The 20,014-nt window shown below is 44.1% G+C and carries 13 protein-coding genes; 3 read left to right on the top strand and 10 right to left on the bottom strand.

The features are described 5' to 3' along the window. Nucleotides 1-113: 113 nt before the first annotated feature. The 6 genes from C825_RS08295 to C825_RS08270 all read right to left on the bottom strand — a co-directional run bounded on the left by C825_RS08295 (nucleotide 114) and on the right by C825_RS08270 (nucleotide 9,959). Complete coding sequence (locus C825_RS08295; RefSeq protein ID WP_010802143.1) at nucleotides 114-1,109, bottom strand: DUF4837 family protein; 996 nt, start codon at nucleotides 1,107-1,109, stop codon at nucleotides 114-116. Nucleotides 1,110-1,470: 361 nt separating this feature from the next. Then, the gene (locus tag C825_RS08290) at nucleotides 1,471-2,148 is read right to left on the bottom strand and encodes a hypothetical protein (RefSeq protein WP_010802142.1); all 678 of its coding nucleotides are present in this window, start codon (nucleotides 2,146-2,148) and stop codon (nucleotides 1,471-1,473) included. Between the two features lie 10 nt (nucleotides 2,149-2,158). After that, nucleotides 2,159-4,228, bottom strand: a complete 2,070-nt coding sequence (locus C825_RS08285; RefSeq protein ID WP_010802141.1) for an RNA degradosome polyphosphate kinase — start codon at nucleotides 4,226-4,228, stop codon at nucleotides 2,159-2,161. 146 nt (nucleotides 4,229-4,374) lie between these two features. Beyond that, the gene (locus C825_RS08280; RefSeq protein ID WP_010802140.1) at nucleotides 4,375-5,364 is read right to left on the bottom strand and encodes an endonuclease/exonuclease/phosphatase family protein; all 990 of its coding nucleotides are present in this window, start codon (nucleotides 5,362-5,364) and stop codon (nucleotides 4,375-4,377) included. Between the two features lie 32 nt (nucleotides 5,365-5,396). Beyond that, nucleotides 5,397-6,908, bottom strand: a complete 1,512-nt coding sequence (locus C825_RS08275) for a RagB/SusD family nutrient uptake outer membrane protein (RefSeq protein WP_010802139.1) — start codon at nucleotides 6,906-6,908, stop codon at nucleotides 5,397-5,399. A gap of 12 nt (nucleotides 6,909-6,920) precedes the next feature. Continuing rightward, complete coding sequence (locus C825_RS08270; RefSeq protein WP_010802138.1) at nucleotides 6,921-9,959, bottom strand: SusC/RagA family TonB-linked outer membrane protein; 3,039 nt, start codon at nucleotides 9,957-9,959, stop codon at nucleotides 6,921-6,923. An 842-nt stretch (nucleotides 9,960-10,801) separates the two neighbouring features. Between C825_RS08270 and C825_RS08265 the strand changes: the two genes are divergently transcribed. Then, nucleotides 10,802-11,296: a metallophosphoesterase family protein gene (locus C825_RS08265; protein WP_007654533.1), complete on the top strand. Its 495-nt coding sequence runs from the start codon at nucleotides 10,802-10,804 to the stop codon at nucleotides 11,294-11,296. A 9-nt stretch (nucleotides 11,297-11,305) separates the two neighbouring features. On the opposite strand, the gene C825_RS08260 is transcribed toward C825_RS08265, so the two are convergent. From C825_RS08260 to C825_RS08250, 3 genes are all read right to left on the bottom strand, one after another. Continuing rightward, the gene (locus tag C825_RS08260) at nucleotides 11,306-12,424 is read right to left on the bottom strand and encodes an NUDIX hydrolase (RefSeq protein ID WP_007654535.1); all 1,119 of its coding nucleotides are present in this window, start codon (nucleotides 12,422-12,424) and stop codon (nucleotides 11,306-11,308) included. A gap of 64 nt (nucleotides 12,425-12,488) precedes the next feature. Further along, nucleotides 12,489-13,334 (bottom strand): lipoyl synthase, encoded by an 846-nt coding sequence (gene lipA, locus C825_RS08255; RefSeq protein ID WP_010802137.1) that lies wholly within the window; start codon nucleotides 13,332-13,334, stop codon nucleotides 12,489-12,491. Next, complete coding sequence (locus tag C825_RS08250; RefSeq protein ID WP_010802136.1) at nucleotides 13,334-15,508, bottom strand: S9 family peptidase; 2,175 nt, start codon at nucleotides 15,506-15,508, stop codon at nucleotides 13,334-13,336. Before C825_RS08250 ends, lipA begins: the two co-directional genes overlap by 1 nt. A 167-nt stretch (nucleotides 15,509-15,675) precedes the next feature. On the opposite strand from C825_RS08250, the gene mnmL reads away from it, so the two are divergent. Next, nucleotides 15,676-16,608 carry a tRNA modification radical SAM protein MnmL/YtqA gene (gene mnmL, locus C825_RS08245; RefSeq protein WP_010802135.1) on the top strand — a complete coding sequence of 311 codons (933 nt, stop codon included), beginning with the start codon at nucleotides 15,676-15,678 and terminating at the stop codon, nucleotides 16,606-16,608. Here the strand turns inward: mnmL and C825_RS08240 are convergent. Next, a complete protein-coding gene (locus tag C825_RS08240; RefSeq protein WP_010802134.1) occupies nucleotides 16,592-17,089 on the bottom strand; it encodes a DUF4251 domain-containing protein in 498 nt (165 codons plus the stop codon). The genes mnmL and C825_RS08240 overlap by 17 nt on opposite strands. Before the next feature lie 214 nt (nucleotides 17,090-17,303). On the opposite strand from C825_RS08240, the gene C825_RS08235 reads away from it, so the two are divergent. Continuing rightward, nucleotides 17,304-19,988: a calcium-translocating P-type ATPase, PMCA-type gene (locus C825_RS08235; RefSeq protein WP_010802133.1), complete on the top strand. Its 2,685-nt coding sequence runs from the start codon at nucleotides 17,304-17,306 to the stop codon at nucleotides 19,986-19,988. Nucleotides 19,989-20,014 lie beyond the last annotated feature (26 nt).

The raw sequence follows: 20,014 nt of genomic DNA, 5'->3' as shown, positions 1-20,014 counted from the left end.
AACATTTTTTAGGCGCATGCCCTAACTCCCGTTGGTTAGACTGTCTAAGTCCCGGGACTTAGACGCCCTAAGTCTCTCCACTTAGACAGCCTTAGTGGAGAGTGTCTCACGAATCAGCGGGAGATGGTATCCAGGCGTGCCGTATAAAGTGCAGCTTCGATCTTACGTATATAATTCCGCTTGGTTGTTTCCGGGGCATAAACGAGACCTTCGGCAACAATCACACGCTGTGTCTTCGTATCCAGAAAAGCATGGCTGACAAACGGTCCGCCCATCTTATCGCCAACCATCTTCCACAGGCCACGCAAGACTCCACAGTATTTATCATGCAACATTATAGGTTCGTAAGTCAGGTCGACACGCTTTTCCGTAGTCATATAAGAATCCGGAAAAGCACCCGGCAGGTTATCCTTTAAAACAGAATCCCGTTTTGCCACCAGATAGTCCTGTGTAAATGTATTCGCATCGGTATATGGAAAGGAATAAACGATCAGGTCGACACGTCCGGTTTTAGCATTGTTCGACACCCACAGGAAATCGGTCGTATCTTTATAATAAGTCATATCGTCCGGAGCATGCAATTTCATACCGAACTTCTCCTGCACTTTATCCATTGCCAATTGGCTGTAATGTTCTTTCAGGATCTTTATACGACGGTCCTTTTCGATTGCACAGAAATGATTGACAATATCCGAATCATGTAATGTCAGGTAAGTGACCAGTTCGCGAGTCGACGGAGCACAGAGTTTTATCACTTCCTGCCCTTTTGCCCACTCATCTTTAAAACCATTCAATGAAACCATCGTATACTTCGTCGGATCAATATCGACAACCAGAATATTGCGGACGTATCTCAACAAGCCATTAAAAGTCTCAGTAGGAACAAATGTAACACGCATGGCGGGTTCAGGTTGGGGCAATCCGGCAATGGGAGATTTTAATTGATTTTTCACTAATTCCCCAACTTCGCTGTCTCCAACTTCCCGGGTCATGACAACCAGGATTTCATACGGCAAACCGGTAGCTCGTTTTTCTACGATCGAAGAGTTACAACTAACCAAAGTCAGTAATCCAACTAAATAAAAAGTAAATAGATGCTGTGTTCTCATAGCTTTATTGATTTATCTTTTCCAGAGTTTATTGTTTACTCCGACAAAAATAAAGGATAAGTCAACAAAAGAAAAGAAATGGTGCCGGACAAACGAACACAGGCTTAACAGGTTGTATATAAGAAACATACATCCTAAAACTATTTGATTTTATGTATTTATCTGGACATGATGCTTTAGAAACGACTCAAATATTTTCCGCCAATAAAAGAAACAGTCGAGCTTCTGCTTTTTTCCGACCATCGGAATAACGTTCTTCCGATAGTCGGAAGAGTACTATTCTGATGGGTGGAAGAGCAGTGTTCCGATGACCGGAAAAGTACTATTCCAATCATCGGAAAAGGAATCAGGTACTTTTTCTCTAATACATCCGGATAAACTGATCCAGATCGGTCTTCTCATCCAGTTGCAGACGTTTTTTCAGGCGGCTCTTCGACTTGGTGAGGGCATCGGTCGTGTTATTGAAAACAGCCATCTGATCTTTGCGGGGAAAGTTCCATTTTATCAGGCAACAGATTTCCTCTTCATGACGGGTTATACCAGATTTCTGCTTCAACTCCGTCAGGAAGTTATTGAAAAGAAGGTCGGTCGTACGAAGCAATTCCATCCATTCCTGCCGGCTGAGATTAGTGCGTACCGGATCTTGTTTGAGTTGCAGCAACAGGGAAAAGGCATCGACCGGCAATTCTATCGTCTCTGACGAAGCAGAGGAAAGCCGTTCAATGACCTGTTCATGCTCACGCACCTTCCGTTTGTAATATTCCAGGTCACTGACACGTTCCTTATAAAGCTCCGATTCTTCCGTCAGGTTCTGTAAATCCTGTTCCAGCCGGTTGATCTGCTCGATATAATCGTATTTCTCCTTTTGGTAATGATAAATGGCAACTTTGTTCTTCCTGATCTTTTCCTTTACAAGCCTGTGACGTTCCCGGTTGCGTGCCATGCGGATACCTATAATATACCCCAGCACCGCTCCCGCTATCAGAGCCACCCAACAGAAACAGAACAGAAAAAAAGTCAGGGAAGAAGGATTGTCCATACGATCTTATTTACGATTTGTTTTTCAAATATTCATAAATAGCCAGTTGGGAACGGACTTTCACCGGTTCCTCATTATGCTTGAAGTTGTTATGCAACTGCTCGTCGATCAGGCAGGCTTTTACATTGTCGCGCATCTGTATCTTCAGAATGTCGATCACTTCCTGCTTTATTTCGGGAACCAGTATCGGGAAAGCCGTTTCTATCCGGCGGTTCAGATTACGACGCATCCAGTCGGCCGATGTCAGATAAACATCTTCCTTGCCGTCATTATAGAAATACCAGATACGGGAATGTTCCAGGAACATATCGACAATCCGGGTGATCCGGATATTGGCACTGTAAGGCTGTCCGGGAACCAGACAACAGATGCCCCTTACGATCAGGTCGATCTCCACCCCGTTCTCGCTGGCATGATACAGTTCGTTTATCATATTCTGGTCATGCAACCCGTTCATCTTTAACACGATCCGCCCTTTACGTCCCAGCTTCACATGTTCGATCTCACGGTGGATCATACGGATCAGTTCGGGCACCATGTTGAAACGGGCAACCAGCAGATGCCGGAAAGTAGGCTCCGCCATTTTCCCTTCCAGCACGGCAAACACTTTATTTATATCCGTTATGATCTCGTCATTACAGGTAAGCAAGGCCATATCCGAGTAGACCCGGGCAGTCTTTTCATTAAAATTGCCGGTACTGAGATAAGCGAAATCGCGCCGTTTATTTCCATCATCCGGATCTTTCCGGATGATAACCGCCACTTTCGCATGCACTTTCAATCCGGGAATACTGTAAATAATACGTATGCCCGCCTGCTCCATCCGTTCAGCCGTACTCATATTATTCTCTTCATCGAAGCGGGCTTTCAGTTCGACAAATACCGTTACCTTCTTCCCGTTCTGCGCCGCACTGACCAACGTATTGATGACCGCCGAATTTTCCGCCACCCGGTACTGGGTGATCTTTATCTCATCCACTTTCGGATCGAACGCAGCTTCCATCAGGAAACGTATCAGATAATCGAACGACTGATAGGGAAAATGCAGCAAAATATCTTTCTTCTTCACTGCCCGGAATACGGAACCTTTCTCATCCAGATAAGGGACACGCATAGGCGTCGGAATCTTCTGCTCCAACTCCTTCCCTTTGGGATTGGGTAATTTAGCCAGGTCCTGCAAATTCAGGTAACGCCCCCCTACGACCAAGTCATCTCGGGTAATGCCGAAAGCCTCACAAATAAATGAAAGGAAATCGTCCGGCATTGCCCGGTCGTACATAAAACGGCTCAGGGCACCGATCTTCCGTTTCTTCACTTTCTTCCGGATGCTTTCAACGATATTACCTTTCTCATTTTCCAGATAAATATCGGCATCACGGGATATCTTGATACTGTAACAACTGTCAATTATATATCCGGGGAAGATATTCGCCAGGTTCGCACGAATAATATCATCGATAAACATGATGTAGAACTTCCCTTCGTGTTGCGGCAACTCTATAAAGCGAGGTACCTTGGCATAGGGTATCTTCATCAGTGCATAATGATATTCAGGCGCCTGATCTCCTTCCAGTTTCCGCTTGCTTTTCTTTACCATGCGGATCACCAGATACAGACGGCGGTCACGGATAAAGGTACGGATATCCCCAGCCTGTATCATGACAGGCGACAGGAACGGAAACACCTCCTCATTAAAGAAGTTATGAACGAACTCTTCATGGAATGGCTCAGGTTCGCTTCCCTGATAGAGATAGATATTCTGCCGGTTCAACTCCGGTAATATCTTTTCAGAGAAGATCCGGTAATATTCACGTTGCTGGCGGTTTACTTCATTGGTTATCTCGGTCAACACTTCTTCGGCCTCATCACCGCTTTCTTCGGTAAAATTCTTTTTCATAATCACCCCGCGATGCTCGGCCACACGTATTTCGTAAAATTCTTCCAGGTTGGAAGAATAGATAGACAAGAATTTAATCCGCTCATAGACAGGCAACGTATCGTCTTCCGCCTCGAGTAAAACCCGGTAGTTGAAAGACAGCCAACTAACGTCGCGCTTAAAGTATTTATATGAATTCTCCATCGTATTCTATTCTTAGATGCGTAAATATAGATACTTTATTAGAATAAAAGAAATAGATACTTACACAAAAATCGGACAACCCATGGAAGTGTTGCCCGATTTTACCTTTTATCTCACAAATCTACCGTTTCCGGTGAATATAATCCCTACTTTTCCAAATCAAAATCCACTAAAATAGGACGGTGATCCGATGGATGCCAAAAGTTTGAAAGATTAGCCGGGTCGCGCACCGGTTTCGTATAAGTATCTGTCACAACATCGGCAGCCACAATTCTTTCATATAACGGAGAAGTACAATATACGAAATCTATACGCGCCTCCTTTCCGGTCGTTGTCTTAAACTCGCCGGGGTATTTTTTAGCGATCACATCTATATAAGGCGTATTCTCCCTGATATAATCATGCACCAAAAAACGCGTATCTTCTTCCGGATAGTTGTAAACTGCATTATCAATTCTTGACCGCGCATTAAAATCTCCCATCATCATCCAATACTGGCCCGCTGCTTCGGGCACCGAGTCGATCGTATGCTTACAGATATATTCTATTTCCATGCGCCGGTACTTATCCCCTCCGGATTCCGCTTTGCTGGCCTCCTTATCTTCGGCCCGGAAAGCAAAAGCCTGGGGCCAGGTATGAAGCGTTACTACATTTATCGTCTGTTGGTTGACTTCGATCTGAGCCCAACCGGCACCGTGAGTAACGACACTATCCGGTTCCGAGCCAACAATACGCAAGACATTCTTTATCGGATACTTAGAAGTTATCACCTGAGGATAATTGTCCCGATGACCTCCTATATAACAATATGTATGTCCGTACCGCATTGCCAGTTTCTCCCAGTTATCAGTCAGATAACGGTCCGCAGCCTCCATAGGATCGGCCGTCCCGGTCTTATAGATGGATTGGGCCTCACACCAGACACAGATATCCGGATTTTGTTCTTTAACCCATTCAACAAAACTGTCATAATTATCTCCCTGTCCGGACCACATTCCATTTTGTATATTCCAGTAGAGAAGACGTAAATACCCCTTCTCCGAACGTCCGCCGCATGATGTAACAAGACAGGCTATTGTCCACACAAACGCAAGCATAAAAAATATACGTACCCTGTTAACAAGCTGTTTTTTCATTCCTATTTCCTTTTTTAAGTTTAACATATTAATCATTCCGCAGAAGTATAACCCGGATTCTGATCGGTAGACTGGTTCATCGCTTTATTATAGTTGAATTCGGAATCCGGAATCTTCCATAAATAATGTCTTTCCTGTATGTCTGTCCACGCCCCGTCTTCTACATTATAATATTTCCCGACCAGTTCCTGAGCTTTGCCCAAACGAACAATGAAGTCCCAGTGCTTCCCTTCATTGAAGTGCTCGTAAGTTTCTTCCTTGATCAACAAATCAATAAACTCATCCATCGTCTTATAATCCGACAACTTATAATCCAACTCCATATCCGGCACTTTTGGATCACGCCCATAAGCACGACGGCGAAGCTGATTCAGCATTTCCATAGATTCCTCCGTCGGCCCTCCTGCAACACGTGCTGTCGCTTCCGCAAAAATAAGCATTGCATCCGGATAACGGACTAACGGGATAGAAACATTAGCACCGTTCCCCTGCGCATTCGGGTCCCAATATTTTGTCAGAAGACAGGTATGCTCTCCGTAAGCATCGGCACCAAAGATATAAAAACCGACATTCAGCCCATAACGGAGATCATTCTTATCCCAGGTAGATATCACATGATTCCTCAAATCCGTATAATGCGTAAAATAGCCGTTCCCATTCAACATCAACTTGCCCGGTTCTATCTCATATTTCGGATGCGATGTATAAGACAGGTAATCCCAGGTTTTGCCGTCCGTCCGCGATGTCTTGATGTAAAACACCTCTTCCGTCGAAGTTGTCAGGTCATACCCGAATACTTTGTCGAAATCCCTTGAAGTACCGACCTGTACCAATGAGTAAACCCCGCTATTGACCACTTCTCCCGCCAATGTTTTGGCTTCTTCATAATGCCCCGTATGCATATACACGTCGGCCAGACATATTCTTACCGCATTCTTATTTGGTGTTGCCAAATATCGGGACTTATCCGGGCAATTAGCCAACGCATATTTCAGATCTTCAATAATAAAAGCATAAACGTCCTCTTTTGAGCTTTTGGGTACATCCCACATCGTTATATTATCCTCGGTCTTCAGCGGAACTCCGCCCCAATATTTGACCAGATTAAAATAGTTGAATCCTCTCAAGAATCTCAGTTCACCTAAATAAGCCGCAATTTCCGCCTCAGTCATTTCCGTCGCTGCCGGCAGCTTCTCGATAGCGGTATTACAATACATGATCGCTTTATACAAATTAGTCCAGTTAGATTCACTTCGTGTGATATGGGTAGAATTTACAAAACCGTTATAAGCCTTGTAAGTCTGGTAAACCCCTTTCGGATAGCAGTATTCCGTATTGATTTCCAACGTAGCGAAAAAATTGGAATTATAAGCCGAACGCATCACATCCAGCGGAGCCAATACCGCAGCATTCGCTTCTTCCAATGTATTATAAAATGTTTCACTCGAAATCGAATATGTATATTTCGTCTCGTCCAGGCAATTGTCACAGGCTTGAAAGATAGAGAGACAGGCCACTATTGATACTAAAAACTTACTTTTCATTGCTTCTGATTTTTAAAATTTGACACTCAAACCCATTGAGATAGTCTTACTGTTCGGATAAGTCAAATGGTCGATACCCGCATTGACATCGCTTGCTTTCGAGCTTACTTCCGGGTCCACTCCGTTATACTTGGTAAAGGTCAGCCAGTTCTGTGCACTTACAAACACCCGGATACCGCTGAGCCAATTCCGGGTACTCCATTTTTCACAAGGGAAATTATAGGCCAGACTCACATTTTTCAAACGTAAATAAGAGCCATTCTCGATGAAACGGTCCGAGTACTTTAAAGAGCCGACCGCCTCGATCTTCGGATAATGGACGTGAGAATTATCTTGTCCTTCTCTCCAACTTTCATAATACACTTTGCGTTCGATATTCATGCCTTGCCCATAAGAATAGTTTCTCATTTCGCTCAGGTTAAAGACATCATTCCCCTGGCTGCCTTGCAGGAAGAAATTGAAATCCCAGTTTTTATAACGGAAACCGCAATTCAGACCATAGGTAAAATCCGGGAAAGGAGATCCCGCGATATACCGGTCTTCCGTATCCGTATATTGACCGTCACCGTTCATATCTACATAAGAAAGAGACCCTTTTTCATCTAATCCGGCATCTTTATATACATAAAACGCTCCCAAAGGTTCCCCTTCCCGGATAATGGTTATAGAACCGGAACCATAGTTGCTGTAAGTCGTTCCCAGAATATCATCTCCGTCAGCCAGTTCTTCGACTCTATTCTTATTGTGTGCAATATTAAACTGAAGTGTAAAACCGAAATCCTTCTTTTGTACGACATCCGCTTCCACCAGAAGTTCGACTCCCCGGTTACTCATACTGCCGATATTCCGGACTGTCGATGAATATCCGGACGAAGACGGTAAGGAAACCGTATTCAACAGGTCGGTCGTCTTTTTATAATAATAATCGGCTGTAAAACGCAGACGCTGATTGAACAAACCCAAATCGGCACCAATATCCCACTGAGACGTTGTCTCCCATTTCAGATCTTCCGGGAAAGTGCTGCTTGGTGCATAGTAAGGAACATTATCACTACCAGTCGCTGTTTTCCCGGTGTTCAATAAATTTTGTGTCATATACGGGTCGATAGCACTCGAACCGGTCCTACCATATCCCAGACGCAGCTTCAAATTGGTAACTTTATCAAATTGCTTCATGAATGGTTCCTCAGAAATCCTCCATGCCAAAGCTCCCGAAGGGAAATATCCCCAGCGCGATCCTTCCGAATAGCGGCTCGAACCGTCTGCACGAAAGCTGGCTGTCACCAAATATTTTCCATTAAAAGAATAGTTGATACGCCCAAGATAAGACATCAGCGCCCATTTGGAATAAGAAGTAGAAGGAGTATTGACTGTTCCTGCCGAAGACAAATTATTTGTTTGCTGGACATCACTCAAAAAGGTATTACCGGATGCCGCTATTGATTTATACACATTCTGCTGATAAGTAAAACCGCCCATCAGATTGAATGAATGAATTTTATCAACAGTAAAGTCATAATTCACAATATCTTCATTTATTACATTGGTGGAACGCTTATGATTCACAGAGGCGGAATTATTCTGATAAATATACTTTTTAGTCGTATAAGCATCATACCGGGAATCAGAGCCTTCCAGACCGAAAGTCGCCTTGACGGAAAGTCCCTTGACCGGTTGAAAGTTGATGGCCGCATTGATATTAGTCAGATTTGTAACCGTCTTATAAGTAGACTCATAAGCCATACAGATCGGATTTTTAATTTCATGCGACGACCAGGAATACCAGGAACGCAAATCCTTATAATCACCGTTTTCATCGTACGGATAAAAGACCGGTGCGGCAGAATAGGTGGCACCGATCATGGACGATCCTCCGTTACCTCCTCCGTCAGACTGGTTCATCTGATTTATCAACGAATATCCCATGTTCAACGAAGCACTGACCATCTTGCTCATTTTCAAATCCAGGCTTGAACGCAGGTTGTATTTATCATACGAACTATTATGAATCAAACCATCTTTCATCATAGCCGAACCGCTTATGAAATAACTCACGTTGTCCGTACCTCCCGAAACATTAATATTATGATTCGAAATTGGGGCGTTCTGGAATACTTCACTCTGCCAGTCCACGCCTTTTCCCATTGCTGCAATATCCGCTTCCGAGAAAGGAGCTTCGCTCAAAATATCCGCATTAACCAGATATTCATTATAAAACCGTCCCCACTCCCGGGCATTCATTAAGTCCAGCTTCTTTATCTGTTTCTGAAAGCCGTATTCAAAATCATAGGAAACGGTTGTTTTTCCGGTTTTTCCCTTCTTGGTTGTAATCATAACAACGCCATTCGCACCACGTGAACCATAGATCGCTGTCGCCGACGCATCCTTTAGAATTTCCATGGATTCGATGTCATAAGTATTAACAGAGGAAGTGCTCGCCGGTATTCCGTCAATGATATAAAGCGGAGCATTGTCCCCCTTGATAGAATTGACTCCCCGAATACGGATCGAGTAATCGCCCGATGGATCTCCGGTATTCTGCGAAAGAACAACCCCCGGAACCCTCCCCTGCAAAGCCTGGATAGGATTAGAAACAGCAAAGGCTGTGATTTCGTCGGCTTTTATCGCTGACACGGAACCTGTCAAATCCTTCTTCTTCATCGTACCATAGCCGATAACCACGATTTCATCCAACGATTCTACATTTTCCTTCATTACGATATTCAAACTCTTCTGTCCTTTTACCGGAATTTCCAACGAATTGTATCCTATATAGGAAACCATCAGGACATCATTTCCCGATACACTCATTGAAAAATTCCCATCCACATCAGTCACGACACCTGTCGCAGAACCTTTTAACACAACATTGGCACCGATAATCGGTTCTCCTTTCCCATCCACGATATTACCCGTTACAGTATACGTACTTTGTTGGTTAACAATAGGAAAAACATTGGTCTCCGCCCATGTAGATGCAGGAAAGAACTGCAATGCTACGGCAAGACATAAAACACCCACTAAATGGAATACATTTTTCTCTCGTTTCATTTTATTAAATAATAATAAATTTGATTTATTGCGGGACAAAATAAACAAGAAGACGTTTCAGCATGAAGACAAGCGAATGACATTCACCACACATTCTTGCTACAAAACAATGTCCGCATTTCATAATAATTCATTTGGCAACATTCACGTTGCTACATCAGAATCCTATAAGAAAGGAATAGTACTAAACAAGGTTTCATATCCGGCTGTTCGCCGGGAGTCCAAAATTGAGAGAAAGTAGACCAATAAAAAAACGTGGACCCATTGTCTTTTCGTATTACGGTCCTGAAAGGTCTACCACAACCCGCTCTCCTCATAATACAACAATGAAGTCCACGCCTAAACGTGAACGTCCAGTGTACTTGGAAGAGAGCATTTAAAAGTGGTAGTTTTTCAGCACCTTCGAAATAAACTTTACGTTTTTATATCTTAATATGTCTTTTAGACAGTTTTATACCATAGGCATAGTTTTAAATTTATATGAATAAATTTATATGAATACATTTATGCAAACACCCCAAATGTAAGAACAATATTTTACATTCCATCACAATCTTCAAAATAAATAGCCATAAGTAAACAAAATCATCACAAGCCACTAATATACTCTTTCAAATTCTCATATATTATGATACTGTATTCTTATATATTATACGACTTCGATATCATAATATATGAGAATACAGTATCATAATATATAAAACTATAATCCCGGAAGCCGTAAAAGACTGGGACTATCGCACCAGAAAGAAACCTTTATAAAGAAAATACGAACTAAACTAACTCCGTCAACCGGTTCATTGTAATATTTTCTTACTTTTACATGTTGAAAAGAAACAGTTATGCTTAAAATAGGACTTCTCTCAGATACCCATGCTTGGTGGGATGATAAATATGCGGAATATTTCGCAGAATGCGATGAAATATGGCACGCAGGTGATATTGGTTCGGACGGGTTGGCAGCAAAGCTAGCTGCTTTGAAACCTTTCCGGGCGGTATATGGAAATATAGACGGGCAATCGCTCCGGTTGGAATATCCCGAAGTGGCTCATTTTAAAGCGGAAGAAGTAAATGTGATGATGACGCATATAGGCGGCTATCCGGGCCGTTACAACCCGGCTATCCGCAAAGAATTGTACGATACCCGCCCGAACTTGTTCATAGCGGGTCATTCGCACATTCTGAAAGTCGCCTTCGACCAATCCCTGAATTGTTTATATATCAATCCGGGCGCAGCCGGCAAAAGCGGCTTCCATCAGGTCCGTACCCTTATCCGTTTTGTGATTGACGGCAAAAATATTAAAGACCTTGAAGTAATCGAACTGGGTATCCGATAAATACCCAGCCTACTTACCACAGCAGAAACTCTCTGCCAGTAAAATTGTGTTCTGAAGATAAGAGAATTCCTGTTCGAAATATTCACTGAATACACCGGTATGCAGGTTCTCTTCAATTTGTTTGGCTGTCCATAACTTACCGCCAGCTCGCTTACACTGGTTAAACTGCTCCTCTGTACGGAGACAGATCACGTAAAGCGATACCAGATGTTTCACCTTCTCGTTCTCGAACGTATAACGTATCAGAAAACGGGGATTTACATCCTGCTGTTCGGCGAGTTCGCCAACCGATTCACGCACCGTACTTTCAATACTGTGCCTGAACAATACATAACTATGGAAAGGGTAATCAATCGTATCCGGAGATACGAACGCATCTTTACTCCTTTTCATCAGATAAAGCATTCCGTCATGAATGACGGCAATCCGGACGATCGGATGGTAGTACTTCTTAGGCAACGTGCGGCTGACCGAACGCGCAATACAACCAATAACCTTTCCTCCCTCATTCAACACCGGTAACCACATTTCTTTCTGTAAACTACCTTGCATCAACGATAAACGTACCTGCTCATAAAGAATGACCAGAACTCCAATCAATACCCCCAGTTCCCTGTAAAGGAAACGTTCCGCATGTACATTCTGCATCGTATCCGGAAGGATACTGTAAACCAGGATGACAAACAGATGTAATGTATACAAATTCTGAACCAGCTGGGCAATGAAATAGAATTCATTCAGCGTCGTACGCATTAAAGTCCGTTTATAAGTCGGGTGCTTTGAAGTCCTTATCTTCTTTAATACTGAGCGCCGGCTAAAACCGATAAACGCCAGTACTACGACCAACAGCACCTCCGTAATCAACGGAGAATAAATAAACAATACGGGCTCCAGTTTCAAGCAGAGAAAGACGGAATACAATACTAAAGTAATTGCAGAAGGCAACAATAAAAATTGATATACCTTATCCTTACTCAACACCTGATACAGAAAAATACATACAAAACAGAAGGTAACGCCGATAATGAAAGACAACAGATAAGAAAAATAATTATCCAAAAACATAAAAAGCAACAATGGCAACAGACCAACGGCTTGATTGTCTAATCCCTTCTTAACTTTGTTCATACCCTTTCCCCCTTTCTTCGCACTTTAAATATATAACAACCCACTTTGTTAAAAGTTTTGGTAATTAAACATGCTTTTCAGCGTGATAAGAGGAACGGACCAGCGGAGCGCTCTCTACCATACGAAAACCTTTTTCCAAAGCGATTGATTTATAGACATTAAACTGATCAGGGGTCACATACTCAGTTACTTGAATATTTTTTCTGGATGGTTGTAAATATTGACCAATTGTTAATACGGAAACACCTGCATCGAGCACATCGTCCATCAGACAGCATACTTCTTCGGGGGTTTCGCCCAAACCGACCATAATACCGGTCTTTGCCGTCGCACCTTGTCCGGCTATGCGTGACAGGACAGCCAGGCTGACATCGTATTTGGCTGCACTGCGAACCTGCGGGCTGATACGCCGCACGGTTTCCATATTATGCGATATAATCTCGGGAGCAGCTTCCACTACCTGATCCACCAGTTCAAGGCGTCCCTGAAAGTCAGGGATCAGGACTTCTACGGTGGTGACCGGATTTACCTCTTTGATGGTCCGGATTGTATCCACCCAATGTTGGGCTCCCAAGTCAGGAAGATCATCGCGATCAACCGACGTTATCACTGCGTGTTTTAAGTTCATCAGGCGAATACTTTCCGCCACATTCGCCGGTTCTTTCGGGTCCAGCGGCAGCGGTTTGCCTGTTAGCGTGTTACAAAATCGACAGGAACGGGTACAGATATCGCCTGCAATCATAAACGTAGCAGTTCCCCGGCTCCAGCATTCTCCCATGTTCGGGCATTTTCCACTTGTACAAATGGTGTGCAGACAATGAGACTCAACAATGCTTTTCGTCTTTGTAAACTGTTCGTTCCCACCAAGCCGGATCTTCAACCAATCCGGCTTTCTCACATGTTCTGACATTATAAGTTATCCAATAAAAAGTTAGACATCCTGGTATACAGATGATAACGGGTATTTCCTCCGTAAATACTGTGATTACGGTCTTTATAAACCTGCATATCGAACTGTTTACCGGCTTGTACCAATGCTTCTGCATAATCCATCGTCTGCTGGAAGTGTACATTATCGTCAGCAGTTCCGTGTACCAGCAACAGCTTACCCTGTAAGTCTTTTGCCAGCCGGATGGGCGATGTTGCAGCATAGCCCGAGAAGTTTTCTTTTGGCGTACGCATAAAACGTTCGGTATATACCGAGTCATAATATTTCCAGTCTGTCGGAGGAGCGACAGCGATACCGGCCTTAAATGTACCGTTACCCACGCTCATCGACATCAATGTGTTGTATCCGCCAAAGCTCCAGCCCCAGATGGCGATGCGTTTTGCATCCACATACGGCAGTTTGCCTAACGCCTGTGCTGCTTCCACCTGGTCTCTGGATTCCAAATCACCCATCCGCAAGTATGTACATTTGCGGAAGGCTTCACCACGTGCACCGGTTCCCCGGCCATCCACGCTGACTACGATGATTCCGTTCGCAGCCAGGTAATGTTCCCAGTCAAAACCATATTTGTCCAGTACTTGTTGCGAATTAGGACCACTATATTGTACCATCAGCACCGGATATTTCTTCGATTCATCGAAATCGACCGGTTTAACGATCCAGGCATTCAACTCAATATCAGATGCTGTATGCACCTTGAAGAATTCTTTTTTAGAGAAAGATGTATTTGCCAATTTTTCTCTCAAAGCAGCATTATCCTGCAACACACGCAATACTTTTTTCGACTTTGTTTCGTTGACGGTAATCACTGCGGGAGTGTTTGCATTCGAATAATTATTGACAAAATAAGCATAGTTCGCGCTGAAGTCGGCACTGTTCGTCCCCTCTCCTTCCGACAGTTTTGTCTTTACGCCTTTCTGGTCAATCTTATAAACAGAACGACGCAACGGACTCTCTTCGGCCGATTCATAATATACAACCTTAGTTGCATCGTCGTAACCAATCAGACGGGTTACGTCCCAGTTGCCTTTCGTTACCTGGCGTTGCATAACACCCGTCGGAGAATACAAATAAATATGGGAATAGCCATCCTGTTCGCTGACATACGTAAATCCGCTCGGATTGAAATGAATGGAAGTCAGCCATTCGGAATCCACATAGCATTTGTTCTCATCGCGAAGAATCAAACGGGATACGCCGCTCTTCGGATTCACATAATACATATTGAAAACATTCTGCTGACGGTTCAACGTCATGACAGCCAACTGGTCGGAATTGGTAGTAAAGGTAATTCTCGGAATATAATAATCACCTTCCACCGGCACTTTCAGTTCCTTGATATCTTTTGTCGCTACGCTGTAAGAGTGAACCGTTACTTTCGAATTCTTCTCGCCTGCTTTCGGATATTTGAAATTATAATATCCCGGATACAGTCCGTTACCCCACATCTGCATGGAATATTCCGGCACTTCGCTTTCGTCGAAACGCACATAAGTCAGATATTCACTGTCGGGCGACCAGGCCATCAGGTTAGTCACAGCGAATTCTTCTTCATATACCCAATCGGTAATGCCGTTCAGTATTTTGTTCAGTTCACCGTCTTTGGTAACCTGTACTTCCGTATCATAGTCAAACTTACGAATCCATATATTATTATCCACGACATAAGCACACATGCGTCCGTCCGGCGAATAAGTCGGAATCATCTGCTTGTTCTTCGAATCGGAAACAGGCTTTACATAGTTACGGCGCACGTCATAATCGTACACCATCGCCTTGAAAGAACGACGGTAAATCGGTTCGGTTTCCCGCCAAACAAGGATATGATGGCCGGTACTGCTGATATCGTATCCGTCAAAATCATCGAATGTGGATTCACGGGCAGTCCGGGCATTGAACAACGTGTCCACCGGATTACCTGTACGATAGGAGTATTTGATAATCATACTCCGATCTTTATTCATTGCTGTATAATGTTCTCCATCCGGCAGCGACCGCATTTCACCAATAGCAGTTACCTGACGGAACTTTCCATCTGTAATTTCTTTTAAATCGACACGTTTGCTCCCGTTCTGAGCAGATACGCTTCCAATTATCGCCAATGAAAGCAAGAAACCAACACCCAATCGTCTCATGAATACTTTTATTTTATTTTGAATAGGCTGCAAAGTTAGTATTTTATCACGGTAAACCGTTCACCATTAAAGGTAAATTATGTACCGGAGCCTGGTTATCCGGGCATTTTATCATTAAATTAACCACCGGACATTGGTCATTAACCATTATAAATTACCTTTGCCCCATGGAAAACGTAAAACCTTATAATGATTTCGGAGATTTCCTGCGGAAAATATTCCCCTGTAAGGTACAGAAAATCTCTATAAATGCAGGCTTCACCTGTCCGAACCGCGATGGTTCGAAAGGATGGGGCGGCTGTACTTATTGTAATAATCAAACATTCAGTCCGGAGTATTGCCACACGGAAAAGAGTGTGACCGAACAGTTGGAAGAGGGAATCCGCTTCTTCTCCCGCAAATATCCGGAGATGAAATACCTCGCCTACTTCCAGGCTTACACCAATACATACGATGAACTCAGTTCGCTGAAAGCCAAATATGAAGAAGCGTTATCTTATCCCGGTGTAGTCGGGCTAATCGTCGGAACACGCCCGGACTGCATGCCGGATGCTTTGCTGGATTATTTCACGGCCCTTTCCCGGGAAAAGTTCGTCATGATAGAATACGGACTGGAAAGCACACTCGATAAAACGTTGCTCCGCATCAACCGCGGACATACCTATGAAGAGTCGGAAAACGCTATCCGCCGGACAGCCGGACGGGGCATTTACACCGGTGCCCACCTGATTCTGGGTTTACCGGGAGAAAGCAGGGATGAAATATTACATCATGCCGACCGGTTATCCGAATTGCCCGTAACCACTTTGAAACTGCATCAACTGCAACTGATTCGCAACACCCGCATGGCCAAAGAATATGCCGAACATCCTGAAGAGTTCCATCTTTATACGGCCGACGAATATATCGACCTGGTAATCGACTTCATAGAAAAATTAAACCCCTCTATTGTGGTAGAGAGGTTTGTATCGCAATCCCCGAAAGAGCTGTTGATCGCTCCCGACTGGGGACTTAAGAACTTCGAATTTACTGCGAAAGTAAATAAGCGTATTGCCGAAAGAAATGCACGGCAAGGACGATTATTTATTCCTTTTTCTTAGGAGCCAGTTCCCCATAGAATGTGATGTTCTGTTTGTTGACAGGCGTCACATTGATTGTCGCGGAGCCATTTGAGAACACCTGCACACTGAATGCAAAGGTATCGTCATCGCTTCGGGTACGAAACTGTATTTGAGCGGTTCCTTTCTTATTAAAAGAACATTGATAATCGGTAATTGATTCTTCGAAACGTAACCTGTCACCGCCACCATAAGGAGCCGAATAAGCCCTTCCGAAATAAGGAAGATAGGAAATAACCGAGTCACCGCGCATTTCCAAAGAGTAGGGAGACGTCAGATTGAGTGAACGTCCTCCCATGGGTATCGCACGATTTACATCTATTGTAAACCGTTTACTATCTATTAATTCTTTCACTTCATTTGCCTTCTGCTCCCGCTTTTCCTTTTTACTTTGAGCATAAAGGGATTGCCCTGCTAATAAAAGGACAATCCCTAATAACCAGAATAACCTAACATTCTTCATAACCTTAAATAAATAACACACATTTTGCTTTTATATATAAGACAATCAGAACAGACCAAAGGTTTACCTTCTGTTCGTTAAATTAACACAACAAACGGTTAACAAAACATTACTGTTATATTCTATCATCAATTAAAAACCAAAGCACTTGCGTATGTCCGTCAACTTTACGTAATTTGTCTACTCATTTTTCTGAATCAGATTAAACAAATTTATGGAGAAAAAACATCAGTATCAAGGCTTAACCAAACAAGAAGTAGAAGAAAGCAGGCGCCTTCACGGCGAAAATATCCTCACTCCACCAGAGAAAGCCTCTCTCTGGAGTCAATTCCTCGAAAAGTTTAATGATCCGATCATTAAGATCCTGCTGGTAGCATGGCTGTTATCAATGATTATTGCCGGCGTACATTGCTGGGGACCGGAAGCGAAAGGGTTTACCGCTTTCCTGGAGCCGATCGGTATATTCTTTGCCATCATGCTGGCATCCTGTGTCGGCTTTTTCTTCGAACTGAAGGCCAACAAAGCATTCGATGTGCTGAATACCGTCAATGACGATACGCTGGTCAAAGTGATCCGCGAAGGAAATATCTGCCAGGTAACCAAAAAAGAAGTCGTTGTCGGCGACATCGTCGTACTGGAAACCGGAGAGGAAATTCCTGCCGACGGTCATTTACTGGAAGCTATATCTTTGCAAATCAACGAATCGACACTGACCGGGGAACCAATTATCAGTAAAACAACCAACGAAGCCGAATTCGATCCTGAAGCGACCTATCCGTCCAATATGGTCATGCGGGGAACAACTGTTGTCGACGGGCATGGAGTCATGAAAGTCGAACTGGTGGGAGACGCTACCGGATATGGTAAAGTATATGAAGGTTCGCAGATTGAAAGCGACATAGAGACTCCGCTCCAGATACAGCTGAAAGGACTTGCCGCCGTAATCAGTAAAGGAGGGTATACGGTTGCCGGGCTTACTTTTATTGCCTTGCTGATCAAATTATTACTCGGTTCATCGGGTATGCCGGTCATGGATCTGATCTCCCATATACTGAATATCTTCATGATAGCAGTAACCCTGATCGTAGTTTCCGTTCCTGAAGGTTTGCCGATGAGCGTAACCCTCAGCCTTGCCCTGAGTATGAACCGCATGCTCAAGACAAACAACCTGGTCCGCAAAATGCATGCCTGCGAAACGATGGGGGCGACTACGGTTATCTGTACCGACAAAACCGGTACGCTGACACAAAACCAAATGCAGGTTTACCAGACCAATTTCTATAATCTCAAAGACCAGAAACTGGGAAACGATGAACTAAGCAACCTTATTAAGGAAGGTATTTCCGCTAACTCGACCGCCTTCCTCGACTTCTCGGAAGAGAAAGTAAAGACATTAGGCAACCCTACCGAAGCAGCTTTATTGCTTTGGCTGAACAGCCAGCAACAAAACTACCTGACATTAAGGGAGGAAGCACCGGTCATGGACCAGCTGACCTTCTCAACCGAACGGAAATATATGGCGACAGTCGTTAAGTCGCCGCTATTGGGTAAAAAAGTGCTGTACGTAAAAGGGGCACCGGAAATTGTACTGGCAAACAGCCAACGTGTAGCCATTGACAACACTTATAAACCGGTAGATGCCTGCAAGGCTGATATTGAAAAACAACTGCTGGATTATCAGAATCAAGCCATGCGTACACTCGGTTTTGCTTATCAGATTATTGAAGACGGACAAGACGAATCGTTCTTCGTCAATGGCCGCCTGCATAATACCGACCTGACCTATCTGGGAATCGTTGCGATCTCCGACCCTGTCCGTGCAGATGTTCCGGCCGCCGTACAAAGCTGTCTGAATGCTGGTATTGATGTAAAGATCGTAACCGGTGATACTCCTGGTACCGCCCGTGAGATCGGCCGTCAGATCGGAACCTGGAAACCGGAAGATACCGACCGCAACATCATCACAGGTCCGGGCTTTGAAGCACTGACCGACGAAGAAGTGCTCGACCGGGTACTGGATCTGAAAATCATGTGCCGCGCCCGTCCTACCGACAAACAACGCCTGGTGCAGTTATTACAGAAGAAAGGTGCCGTAGTTGCCGTAACCGGCGACGGAACCAACGATGCTCCGGCCCTGAAAGCCGCCCAGGTGGGTCTTTCCATGGGAGACGGAACCTCTGTAGCCAAAGAAGCCAGCGACATCACGATCCTGGATAACTCCTTCGGAAGTATCACACGTGCCGTAATGTGGGGACGTTCCTTGTATCGTAATATCCAGAAGTTTCTCTTATTCCAGTTAACCATCAACGTGGCAGCCTGTCTGATCGTGCTGCTGGGTTCGCTGTTCGGGACCGAATCACCGCTTACCATCACGCAGATGTTATGGGTAAACCTGATCATGGATACATTTGCCGCCGGAGCATTGGCCTCCCTCCCCCCTAACGAACGGGTTATGAAGGATAAACCCCGCCGGAGCGGAAAAGATGGCGATTTTATCATCACCCGGCCGATGGCATACAATATCTTCGGAGTAGGTATTGCTTTCGTGCTGATCCTAATGGGAGTATTGTATTATTTCCATGCACAGACTGGACTGACGCCGCATGACTTGTCGTGGTTCTTCAGCTTCTTTGTAATGCTTCAGTTCTGGAATATGTTCAATGCCAAGGCATTTATGGAAGGCCGTTCAGCATTCGCTAACCTGAAAGAGAGTAAGAGCTTCCTGTTTGTAGCCCTGCTTATCCTTATCGGTCAGTATCTGATCGTTACGTTTGGCGGAGAGATGTTCAATGTGGTTCCTTTGTCTTTAAAAGACTGGGGTATCATTATCGGTTCCAGCTCGCTGGTTCTCTGGATAGGTGAAATTGCACGAGGCATCAGCCGGCTTACTAAGAAGTAAGCCGGAATAAACAAATTCTGAGAATA

Origin of the sequence: Parabacteroides sp. ASF519 (assembly GCF_000364265.2) — a bacterium.
Taxonomy (GTDB): domain Bacteria; phylum Bacteroidota; class Bacteroidia; order Bacteroidales; family Tannerellaceae; genus Parabacteroides; species Parabacteroides goldsteinii.
The sequence above is the reverse complement of the archived record's forward strand: the minus strand, read 5'-3'. Positions and strand labels throughout refer to the sequence as shown.

What these genes read in the sequence shown, in the direction of transcription:
- C825_RS08250 (WP_010802136.1), bottom strand. Translation starts at nt 15,508, where the DNA reads ATGAGACGATTGGGTGTTGGTTTCTTGCTTTCATTGGCGATAATTGGA.
- C825_RS08270 (WP_010802138.1), bottom strand. Translation starts at nt 9,959, where the DNA reads ATGAAACGAGAGAAAAATGTATTCCATTTAGTGGGTGTTTTATGTCTT.
- C825_RS08280 (WP_010802140.1), bottom strand. Translation starts at nt 5,364, where the DNA reads ATGAAAAAACAGCTTGTTAACAGGGTACGTATATTTTTTATGCTTGCG.
- C825_RS08260 (WP_007654535.1), bottom strand. Translation starts at nt 12,424, where the DNA reads ATGAACAAAGTTAAGAAGGGATTAGACAATCAAGCCGTTGGTCTGTTG.
- mnmL (WP_010802135.1), top strand. Translation starts at nt 15,676, where the DNA reads ATGGAAAACGTAAAACCTTATAATGATTTCGGAGATTTCCTGCGGAAA.
- C825_RS08285 (WP_010802141.1), bottom strand. Translation starts at nt 4,228, where the DNA reads ATGGAGAATTCATATAAATACTTTAAGCGCGACGTTAGTTGGCTGTCT.
- lipA (WP_010802137.1), bottom strand. Translation starts at nt 13,334, where the DNA reads ATGTCAGAACATGTGAGAAAGCCGGATTGGTTGAAGATCCGGCTTGGT.
- C825_RS08275 (WP_010802139.1), bottom strand. Translation starts at nt 6,908, where the DNA reads ATGAAAAGTAAGTTTTTAGTATCAATAGTGGCCTGTCTCTCTATCTTT.
- C825_RS08290 (WP_010802142.1), bottom strand. Translation starts at nt 2,148, where the DNA reads ATGGACAATCCTTCTTCCCTGACTTTTTTTCTGTTCTGTTTCTGTTGG.
- C825_RS08265 (WP_007654533.1), top strand. Translation starts at nt 10,802, where the DNA reads ATGCTTAAAATAGGACTTCTCTCAGATACCCATGCTTGGTGGGATGAT.
- C825_RS08235 (WP_010802133.1), top strand. Translation starts at nt 17,304, where the DNA reads ATGGAGAAAAAACATCAGTATCAAGGCTTAACCAAACAAGAAGTAGAA.
- C825_RS08240 (WP_010802134.1), bottom strand. Translation starts at nt 17,089, where the DNA reads ATGAAGAATGTTAGGTTATTCTGGTTATTAGGGATTGTCCTTTTATTA.
- C825_RS08295 (WP_010802143.1), bottom strand. Translation starts at nt 1,109, where the DNA reads ATGAGAACACAGCATCTATTTACTTTTTATTTAGTTGGATTACTGACT.